We start from the raw sequence: 9,460 nt of genomic DNA on the forward strand, positions 1-9,460 counted from the left end.
ACAATTAATTAATGAAAGGATAACGAGATGGACGTAAAAGACATTGGAAAAAAGATTGAGAACGTGGAGCTTGTTGAGGCTATGCACGCAGTTAGAGAAAATGAGAACAAGGATACACTTAAGCAGCTCTTTGAGTCAGTGGTCCATGCAGTATTTATAGTTCCTGCAAAGTTTGACCAGGAGCCAAAGCCTGATGAGAATGGAAAGGTTACATTCCAGGACGGAGTGAAGATCAACTTCTCACTTCTGACAAATGAGCAGGGAGACAAGGTACTTCCATGCTTCACAGATTATGAGTCGATGGCTTCATCACAGTTTAACGATGGCTTCCAGAGAATAATACTTCCATATAAGCAGCTTGAGGATCTTGTGTTCAATTCAAATGGAAACATAAGCGGAATAGCTATGAATCCTTTCACTGAGAACTGCTTTATATCAGGAGAGTTTATCCGTCAGTACAGAGAGCGCTCACGTACAGGACTTGTACAGAGCAAGATCAAGCCAGGCGCAACAGTCAAGCTCAGAACACCAAAGTATCAGCCGATACAGATGCTTGATGCTGCAAGAGAGTATCTGGCAGACAAAGAGAATGTTGACAGAGCGTATATACAGATGATGGAGGAGCAGGGACAGGAGGATAAGTATCTTGTTGCTCTTGAGGTAAACGGAGACGAAAAGCCTGTATTTGCCGGACTCATACCTCTTATGAAGCCTCATTCATTTGGCATCGAGGTGGCACTGGTCAGAGCAGACAACATGCTTGGTAAGAAAGTGACAGAGGTGACAGAGCCGTTCTATGTTAGAGCCGGACTTGAAAATTAAATGAGAGGATCGTTATGTTAAAAAAATATCTGACTATATTTCTTATATCCATGGTACCAATACTTGAGCTTCGAGGCGCCATACCGTATTCGGTGGGCTTTGGACTTCCGAGTATACCGTCATTTATAGTGTGCGTCATAGGCAATATGATACCGGTTCCATTTATATACTGGTTTGCAAGACGTGTGCTTGAGTGGGGAAAAGACAAGAGATTCATAGGCAAATTCTTCACATGGTGTCTTGTGAAGGGAGAGCACGGCGGACAGAAGCTCATGGCAAAGTCCGGCACTGGAGTGTATATCGCACTTCTGCTGTTCGTGGGAATACCACTTCCGGGAACCGGGGCGTGGACAGGAACACTGGCAGCCAGCTTCCTTGAGCTTGACTGGAAGAAAAGCGTTATCATGGTCATGCTGGGAGTGATCATGGCAGGAGTGATCATGTACCTTGGAAGTATAGGATTGTTCGGAGCGATAGGTCTTTTGAAATAATACTGATATAAGTAAGATTTACAGAGAGGTTGATAAATATGGCATTTAATCCGGGAATGATGTTTAAGATCAAAGGAGCCTGGGAGCGGTTCATCCAGAATCATCCAAAGTTCCCTATGTTCCTAAGAGCAGCCGCTGCCACAGGAATAAAGGAAGGCTATATAATAGAAGTGAAGATCACAGATACAGAGGGCAAGACCATTTGTACCAATGTGAAGCTCACAGATTCCGACATGGATCTCATAGATGTCATAAAAGACATGAGTACAAACGGAAGATAGACGGACAGGATCAAATATACTAGAAATTATATAAAAGACTTCTTGACTTGCATAGGTCGATTGTGTTATTGTAGACTTTGCGATGAAAGAGGTCTTTTTTTTGTGCCTTAAAATAACAATGGAGGTAAGTGGAAATGCGCGTTAAAATAACATTGGCATGTCAGGATTGTAAACAGCGTAATTACAATATGACAAAGGATAAGAAAACGCATCCAGACAGAATGGAAACAAAGAAGTACTGTAGATTCTGCAAGGCTCATACAGTACACAAGGAGACAAAATAGTCTGAACCAGTAAGGAGGAATAGAGTTATGTCTAAATCTAGTAAAGAAGAAAAGTCAAATACTCTCAAGAGAAGCTGGTTTCAGGAATTAAAGGGAGAGTTCAGGAAGATTACATGGCTTGACAAGAGCTCCCTTGCAAGACAGTCATTTGCGGTAGTTGTTTCCTCAGTCGTACTCGGCTGTATCATAGCTATCGTAGATTGGTTGATCCAGATTGGTTTGAATTTCATAGTTGGGTAAAGGATGGTGGAGAATATGTCAGAGGCAGAGAATGCAAGATGGTATGTTGTTCATACCTACTCAGGATATGAAAACAAAGTAAAGGCTGATATTGAGAAAACAAAAGAAAACAGAAATTTACAAGACCAGATTTTAGAGGTAGTCGTTCCGGTTGAAGATGCCACAGAGATTAAGAATGGTAAGCCAAAGTCGATCGAGAGAAAGATACTTCCTGGTTACGTTCTCATCAACATGATCATGAACGATGTTACATGGTATGTTGTACGTAATACCAGAGGAGTTACAGGATTTGTCGGATCAGATCCAAGAAAGCCTGTACCACTCACTGATGAGGAGCTGAGCAATCTGTATCAGACCTCAGAGGAGGTTGTCATCGATGTTGAAGTGGGAGACTCAATAACGGTTACTTCAGGTGCCTGGGAAGGCACAGTAGCAACAATTAAGGCAATTAATACTGCAAAACAGACCGTAGCCATCGAAGTAGAAATGTTTGGTCGTGTGAATACTGTTGATATTGCGTTTGCTGATATCAAGAAGTTGTAATTATCAAGTGGATTGTACCACAGTATTTTGGAGGAATGCTAAAATGGCAAAGAAAGTAGAAGGATACATCAAATTACAGATACCTGCAGGAAAGGCAACTCCTGCACCACCTGTTGGACCAGCTCTTGGTCAGCACGGTGTAAATATCGTTGCTTTCACAAAGGAATTCAATGCAAGAACAGCTAATGAGGGTGACATGATCATTCCTGTTGTTATCACAGTATACCAGGATAAGAGCTTCAGCTTCATTACAAAGACTCCACCTGCATCACTTCTTATCAAGAAGGCATGTAACATCAAGTCAGGTTCTGCAAACTCAAAGAAGACTAAGGTTGCAACAATTTCTAAGGCTAAGGTTCAGGAGATCGCTGAACTTAAGATGAAGGATCTGAACGCTGCAAGCCTTGAGTCAGCTATGAGCATGATCGCTGGAACAGCTCGTTCAATGGGCGTTACAGTTGAAGAGTAATACAGATATTTAGTGGGAGGGTCGCTCCCGATATGACCACAGGAGGTTTATAATAATGATAAAGAGTAAGAAATATGTAGATGCAAGCAAGCTCTATGATAAGACCGCTGCTTACGAGGCAACTGAGGCAGTTGCTTTAGTTAAGAAGATGGCTTCAGCTAAGTTTGATGAGACAGTAGAGGCACACCTCAGACTCGGTGTTGATGGACGTCACGCTGATCAGCAGGTTCGTGGTGCCGTAGTTCTTCCACACGGAACAGGTAAGACTGTTAAGGTTCTCGTATTTGCTAAGGGTGCAAAGGTTGACGAGGCTCTTGCAGCAGGCGCTGATTACGCTGGTGGAGACGAGCTCGTGCCAAAGATCCAGAACGAGGGATGGTTAGACTTCGACGTTGTTGTTGCAACACCTGACATGATGGGCGTTGTAGGACGTCTTGGTCGTGTACTTGGACCAAAGGGTCTCATGCCAAACCCTAAGGCTGGAACAGTTACTATGGATGTAGCTAAGGCTATCTCAGATATCAAAGCTGGTAAGATAGAGTACAGACTTGACAAAGCCAACATTATCCATGTGCCAGTGGGAAAAGTTTCTTTCACAGAGGAACAGTTAAACGAGAATTTCCAGACTTTAATAAATGCTATTGTTAAGGCAAAGCCAGCTGCTGCTAAGGGTCAGTACCTTAAGAGCGTTGTAATTGCTTCAACAATGGGCCCTGGTGTAAAGATTAACACAACAAGCTACGTATAAAAGCCGGTTGACCTGAACATCAGTCACACAAAAGCCCCACACCACTATGAGATATCTTCAGGATATTGCGTAGGGTGTGGGGCTTTTTGTATGCAAAAAACGATGACAATAAATACTGATCAACATAAAATAGATTATCTAAATACATATTGACAACTATATCCAAAAGTAAGATACTGTATATAACATAAATGGAGAGGATGAGTATGGCGACAAAAATAAATATTAATACAAAACAGTTACATGCGGATATAAAGGCGTTGAAGGACGATATTGATGCGAGTATGCGCGAAAGACTTGTTATTCAGTGTGGATATGAAGAACTTGCGTCACAGTGGAGCGGGCCGGCCGCAAAAACTTATGATGAAGGATTTCGAAATGCTATGACCAATATGAAGGCTTTATATAGTGATCTTAAGGATAAGATAGATGGCGTTTATGACATGTGTAAATTGTTTGAGAAGTGTGAAGCTTCTGTATTGGATAGGATTCAGGAACTCTGATCGAGCAAAATTCAGGAAGGAATGGTTATGTGAAAAGCGATACAGAAATAATAGTGGTGCCATTAAGGCAAATGTTGCTATTTGAAAAACTATTTGCGCAGAACTATGCGGATATGCTTGTGCGATTTGGAAGTATTATAGAAACGTGCAACAAAATAAATGGTTATTGGGAAAGTGATGGATGGACAGAGATTTATGAAGATATGGCAGACAAATCAGATCGTATGAATGAGATCGTAGACGATATGACTAATTACTATAAGGATATTGTAAATATTACAGAAAGCTATGATGCTGTGGAAGCAATTAATGTGGATATTGGAGAATCTTTGTCGGGAGACGTAATTAACTAAAAGGAATATTGGGTTAAAAAGTAATATTAAGGGGTAAATGATGGACGGCACTGGTATAGAACTATATGTACATCTTGAGAAGCTGGAGGACGAAGTAGAACAATTTAATAACGTCAGTAAAAACTTTGGGGATTACATAGATATGTATAAAAGGCAGATGGATATTATACGATACAGCAAAATGGCAGATGAGTTATATGACATGCCAGCACTTATAAGAACTTATGATGAGTTTGTGGAAGAAGCTGATCGGTTGAACAAGTTTTCAAAAGCTTTGCAAGATATATACAAAGAGTATAAGACGTGTAATGATACATATACTCAGATGGGTATAGATCTTGGAAATCAATATGCAATTACCCCGTGGACAAAGACAAATGAAGGAAAGATAGTCATTGGAACGAGCATAATAGTGGGATTGCTGGTGATTGCTATTGTAGCACCAGAGGTTACTGCTGCAGCGATGTCTACTGGCACAATGACAAGTACAACAGCAGCAACTATGATAGAGACAGTAACGGCAGACATGGCGTGGGGTTCTCTAACAACATCTATGATGAATGCAGAGTATTCATGTTATATGGCATGCAAAAATGGAGAAAATCCTGCGGATGCCTTTGCTGATGCATATATGTGGGGTGCTTTGGAAGGTGGAGCCACTGGATTACTGGAAGGTTTTGGGGAGACGTTGGCTATAGTGAAAAGTGCAAAGACGATGACTAATACTGCAGCTTTTTTACAGCAATATAAAATAACCGGTTATGTAAATGGCGTTAACTTCGCAGTAATGGCGGGGAATTCGGCTTTGTCGACATCCATATATTGCGCCCAAGAGAAATCACATTGTAGAAACGTTTCGTTGGAGGATGCCGCAATTCAATATAAAGAGAATTTTACATATAATTTAGCGATAGATACTGCTGTTGGAATTGGCGAGAAATTTGTTGACGTAAAAAGAACAAAAAGTATAGAAAAAAATAAGGCAATGGAAGGAGAAAAGCGCAAGGTTGGAAAGCTTTCGACAAAAGAGAAAACTGTCCGGAAAATTACAAGTAAAAATGAAGGTTACAGTCAAAATCAGGCTTTTTTAAATGGAGAAAAATCAACGCGTAATGCTCAAGGAAGTATAAGTCCGACATTGTATAAGGATGGAAGTTGTATTGATGTCAGAAGTTATAATATTCAAAATGAAAGTGGAAGGGCAATGCTTATCAAAGATGTCACGACAAGAAGCCAGAAAATGAAAGCAAATTTGCCCACAGGAACAAAGCAGACAATAGTTATTGATGCAAGAGGACGGAGTATATCAAATAGAGATTTAAAAGATCTATACATGAAAGCAAAGTGTGCATTAGATAGCGATGTTGAAATTAAATTTATTAGGTAAGAAATGATTAGAGAAGATACAAATAAAAATATTATTGAAAGATTTCCAAGCATGGAGAGTGATCTCAAATTGCATGCGATTCCCCAACTTAATAAAAATAAAGAAGATATATGGACAGCTATAAAAATATTAGCATTTTATGCGGTTTTGGGCGTGTATGCGTATTATAAATATATGGAGATGACAGGTGAACCGCATCCAAGCCCTTCCGTTACAAGATATACGCTTATGCTTCTGGGGGCTGTACCAGTAGGAATAGTGATTGTTCTTGTGGTCTTATATGATAGTATTCGTGATTATTTACGAAATAGACCCTCAAGAAAGAAAATAAAAAAAATAAGAGAGAACTATTTGGAGGATGTTAGCAAGCAGATAATTTCTTATAGAGAAGCCGCTTTAGAATGGATGAACAAACGGTTTGTGCCGGCAGAGGATCTGATAAGAAGAATTATGAGGGGAGAGAAAAAGATTCGCAATCAGGGAGATGTAATGCTTACATATAGACTAGGAACAGGTGATCTGGATATATCAGAGCATATCATACTTCCCAATATGGTAAATACACCACAGAATATTAAGTTAAAGAGAACTTGTAAAAAACTCAAAGAGGAATACGGAATAATACATGATATCCCTAAAGCGATAAGTCTGGACGAGGTGGGATTACTTGGCGTAGTAGGACACGGTGACAAGAGGAAGGCATACGATATAGTTAGGGCATTGTCTACGCAGATTTTGGTAAGTGAAGTGCCGGAGGATCTTAAGGTTGCATTTGTGTATGATAGTGTTAATAGTAAGGGGTGGAATAAATATGAGTCGTTCACGAGAACTCAGATGGAGACGGGCATTAGTCTTGTAGCAGGCACTCCTGAAAAAAGAGGAAAAGTATTAGACATGCTGGCACAGGCAATCGAGGAAAGAAAGGCTTTGAATGGAGTCGGCGTAGAAAATATGAAACCGCGGTACATAGTGTTTATAGATGATATGGCTTTATTGGAAAATCATAGAATTGTGGAAGCACTGCGTGATGATCTGTGTGTCTGTGCATTTACATTTATTTTGGTGGAGGATTGTATAGAGAAGCTTCCGGGGAATGTTGAATATGCACTTGTTGATTCATCGGAATTTTCAGGAGTCTATTCTATGTCAGATGGTTCATGTATGCCGGTGGTATTTGATAAATTATCAGAGCAAAAATTTGATAAATATATAAAGTACATGAAGAGTGAAAATAAAAACATTGCGGGGAGGTGATTTGTGTTGGAAAAAATAACAGATTATGAGTATGCTCAAATAGAGTCTGCTATAAATGGTATATTGGGAATCCGAAATAATATAAGTCAATATATTCTAGATAGTTTATTTCAATCGGCAGAAAGCTTTAACAAGAATTGGAAGGGCGAAGCGGAGACCTTATTCGTAGGTAAACTTGAGCTGCTATACAATGCAATTAGTGACACAAATACCGCAGCATATAATATGGCAATGAGTATGAGTGAGCAGGCATCCGAAATTTATAAAAAACAAAATGAGAAATAATTTAATGGAAAAGGGAGAGCTAAAACAATGGCAGATACAAAGAAATATGGTTGGAATGTACAGATAGATGGTGTTCAATATCTGGTGGAGTACATGAAAGGAAGTATATTTATTAATGGTGGTGAGGCATTCAAACTCAGATCACTGGAGAGAACAGGCACCTTAAGAAAAGATAAACAGTTGAACTATACAGTTCCGTTAGCAGGAAAAGAACTGAATCTGGTTATAAGCGCAGTGAGTGGTATCAGTCTCATTATGGATGGAATGGATCTGGGAACATATCCAGATGGTGCAGGAGCTAATCAAAAAGCTCCTGCCTGGATAGTAGTATTTTATGTATTATATTTTATAGAATATTGGGGAATAATGGGTGGTGCCATAGGAGGCTTGCTGCTCGGAACTGCGGCAGTCGTGACGTTTATGGTTGCTAAAAGTGAGAAGCTTTCTACGGGCGTGAAGTTGGTAATATGCATAGCATTGTATGTTGTTGCTACTGCGTTGGAGCTGGTTATAAGATCTGCATTAGCAGGGGTGTCTGGCCGGTACAGATAAAATAAGGCCACATACCATATGAAAAATCTGTAAGATATTTCGTGTGGTATGTGGCCTTGTTCTTTATCTTGTATAACTAACTAGGAAATTAGGAAATAGTTCCGTTAGCTGAACATGATATAGTAACTGATTTATTTACTGTCTGAAGCAGTACGCCCTTTGAGGAATACTTTTTTCCAACTGCAGTTGCTGTGGCTTTGTTGCCAGATCTCGTGCAACTGGACACAGACACCTTCCAGTATGAGCTATTAGATGATACACCAGCTTTGGCTGATGTGCATTTGCTGGAAGAACCTGTATAACTGAATGTTGCGACAATCCTAAGGCTCCAGAGCGTATTTCCGTTGGAATCATTGCAGTATACAGTCTTGGTAGCACTTTTTGTTTTTGCGGCTCTACTCAGAGATGGCTGAGTTGGCATTTCCTCGATAACTTCCACAAATGTAAGAGAGTCATCGCTCGTATCTTCTTCTGCGGCCTTAACAGTTGGAACATTTACTGTAGACAAACAGATGAAGATCATACAACATATAGCTAATAATCTGCGTAATTTTTTATTCATATTTATTCCTCCGTATCTGTATTATTGTTAGTATTATCATTTGGAGTTTCCGTGTTATTGGTTGAAGGCACATCTCCATCAGATGATCCTGTCCATGTATACTCTGAAAGATCATTTGGCGCTATACCATCTTGAATGATAATAGTAGTTGATGCAATGTCAGTACGCCTAGATATCTGCCATTCCTTATACAACATAACTGATATACATATTGCAAAACCCAGTATAACAGAAAGCGCGGTAATGAAAATATATTTTCCATATTTCTTTCCGTTCATGTTGTGGCATATAGTATCTGTGCCTAAATATTCAATATATGTATTGGCACAATCCTTGGGACTTCCAAACTTTTTAGACAGATGTGATACTGTGATCAACTCGCCTTCAAAACTTACTGCGTAATCATACATAGAACTACGCAGCATCTTTAAATATCTCTTTTCCCCCTTTCTGTATATTGGAAACTCTTTTTTAATAGCTTTAATATACTTATCTACAGTTTTTTCGTTTTTTTCATATGCTGAGTTGGCTGAGTTGGTGTCCACTTTCATTCTCCTTTTAATACAATTTCAATATGAACTAATATTATTTTATACTAAAATATCAGAAAATCAATAATGCTTTTGACATTAATAAACAAATTTTGTCAAAATGTGGCTGTTAGTTACAAAAATATAAACAAATAA

At 39.3% G+C, this 9,460-nt stretch carries 16 protein-coding genes; 14 read left to right on the forward strand and 2 right to left on the reverse strand.

Annotated elements, in window-relative coordinates:
- The first annotated feature begins 27 nt into the window (after positions 1 to 27).
- The 14 genes from AB5150_RS15185 to AB5150_RS15250 all read left to right on the forward strand — a co-directional run bounded on the left by AB5150_RS15185 (position 28) and on the right by AB5150_RS15250 (position 8,212).
- Entirely contained in the window at positions 28 to 822 is a 795-nt protein-coding gene (locus tag AB5150_RS15185; RefSeq protein ID WP_015533482.1) for an enhanced serine sensitivity protein SseB, read from the forward strand.
- A gap of 14 nt (positions 823 to 836) precedes the next feature.
- Entirely contained in the window at positions 837 to 1,313 is a 477-nt protein-coding gene (locus AB5150_RS15190) for a small multi-drug export protein (RefSeq protein WP_022216200.1), read from the forward strand.
- A 38-nt stretch (positions 1,314 to 1,351) separates the two neighbouring features.
- Positions 1,352 to 1,594, forward strand: a complete 243-nt coding sequence (locus AB5150_RS15195) for a hypothetical protein (RefSeq protein ID WP_022216201.1) — start codon at positions 1,352 to 1,354, stop codon at positions 1,592 to 1,594.
- A 134-nt stretch (positions 1,595 to 1,728) separates the two neighbouring features.
- Positions 1,729 to 1,878: a 50S ribosomal protein L33 gene (gene rpmG, locus AB5150_RS15200; protein WP_004849439.1), complete on the forward strand. Its 150-nt coding sequence runs from the start codon at positions 1,729 to 1,731 to the stop codon at positions 1,876 to 1,878.
- Between the two features lie 27 nt (positions 1,879 to 1,905).
- Positions 1,906 to 2,118: a preprotein translocase subunit SecE gene (gene secE, locus AB5150_RS15205; protein WP_015533480.1), complete on the forward strand. Its 213-nt coding sequence runs from the start codon at positions 1,906 to 1,908 to the stop codon at positions 2,116 to 2,118.
- Positions 2,119 to 2,133: 15 nt separating this feature from the next.
- On the forward strand, positions 2,134 to 2,661 hold the full coding sequence (nusG, locus tag AB5150_RS15210; RefSeq protein ID WP_015533479.1) for a transcription termination/antitermination protein NusG: 528 nt from the start codon (positions 2,134 to 2,136) through the stop codon (positions 2,659 to 2,661).
- Positions 2,662 to 2,704: 43 nt separating this feature from the next.
- A complete protein-coding gene (gene rplK, locus AB5150_RS15215) occupies positions 2,705 to 3,130 on the forward strand; it encodes a 50S ribosomal protein L11 (RefSeq protein WP_015533478.1) in 426 nt (141 codons plus the stop codon).
- Positions 3,131 to 3,185: 55 nt separating this feature from the next.
- Positions 3,186 to 3,878 carry a 50S ribosomal protein L1 gene (rplA, locus tag AB5150_RS15220; RefSeq protein ID WP_015533477.1) on the forward strand — a complete coding sequence of 231 codons (693 nt, stop codon included), beginning with the start codon at positions 3,186 to 3,188 and terminating at the stop codon, positions 3,876 to 3,878.
- A gap of 206 nt (positions 3,879 to 4,084) precedes the next feature.
- On the forward strand, positions 4,085 to 4,381 hold the full coding sequence (locus AB5150_RS15225; RefSeq protein ID WP_015533476.1) for a hypothetical protein: 297 nt from the start codon (positions 4,085 to 4,087) through the stop codon (positions 4,379 to 4,381).
- Between the two features lie 29 nt (positions 4,382 to 4,410).
- On the forward strand, positions 4,411 to 4,734 hold the full coding sequence (locus AB5150_RS15230) for a hypothetical protein (RefSeq protein WP_055273941.1): 324 nt from the start codon (positions 4,411 to 4,413) through the stop codon (positions 4,732 to 4,734).
- Positions 4,735 to 4,774: 40 nt separating this feature from the next.
- Positions 4,775 to 6,121, forward strand: coding sequence for a hypothetical protein (locus AB5150_RS15235; protein WP_055273944.1), 1,347 nt, complete (start codon positions 4,775 to 4,777; stop codon positions 6,119 to 6,121).
- A 3-nt stretch (positions 6,122 to 6,124) separates the two neighbouring features.
- The gene (locus AB5150_RS15240; protein ID WP_055273946.1) at positions 6,125 to 7,375 is read left to right on the forward strand and encodes a hypothetical protein; all 1,251 of its coding nucleotides are present in this window, start codon (positions 6,125 to 6,127) and stop codon (positions 7,373 to 7,375) included.
- Positions 7,376 to 7,381: 6 nt separating this feature from the next.
- On the forward strand, positions 7,382 to 7,660 hold the full coding sequence (locus AB5150_RS15245) for a hypothetical protein (protein WP_133300891.1): 279 nt from the start codon (positions 7,382 to 7,384) through the stop codon (positions 7,658 to 7,660).
- A gap of 27 nt (positions 7,661 to 7,687) precedes the next feature.
- Complete coding sequence (locus AB5150_RS15250) at positions 7,688 to 8,212, forward strand: hypothetical protein (RefSeq protein ID WP_055273948.1); 525 nt, start codon at positions 7,688 to 7,690, stop codon at positions 8,210 to 8,212.
- Positions 8,213 to 8,300: 88 nt separating this feature from the next.
- Here AB5150_RS15250 and AB5150_RS15255 read toward each other — a convergent pair whose 3' ends face one another.
- Both AB5150_RS15255 and AB5150_RS15260 read right to left on the reverse strand, forming a co-directional pair.
- Positions 8,301 to 8,774 carry a hypothetical protein gene (locus AB5150_RS15255; RefSeq protein ID WP_055147863.1) on the reverse strand — a complete coding sequence of 158 codons (474 nt, stop codon included), beginning with the start codon at positions 8,772 to 8,774 and terminating at the stop codon, positions 8,301 to 8,303.
- A gap of 2 nt (positions 8,775 to 8,776) precedes the next feature.
- Complete coding sequence (locus AB5150_RS15260; protein ID WP_368292149.1) at positions 8,777 to 9,319, reverse strand: DUF6120 family protein; 543 nt, start codon at positions 9,317 to 9,319, stop codon at positions 8,777 to 8,779.
- Positions 9,320 to 9,460: the final 141 nt, after the last annotated feature.

The organism is Coprococcus sp. RTP21281st1_F1_RTP21281_210402, from assembly GCF_040915325.1.
Lineage (GTDB): Bacteria > Bacillota > Clostridia > Lachnospirales > Lachnospiraceae > Coprococcus > Coprococcus aceti.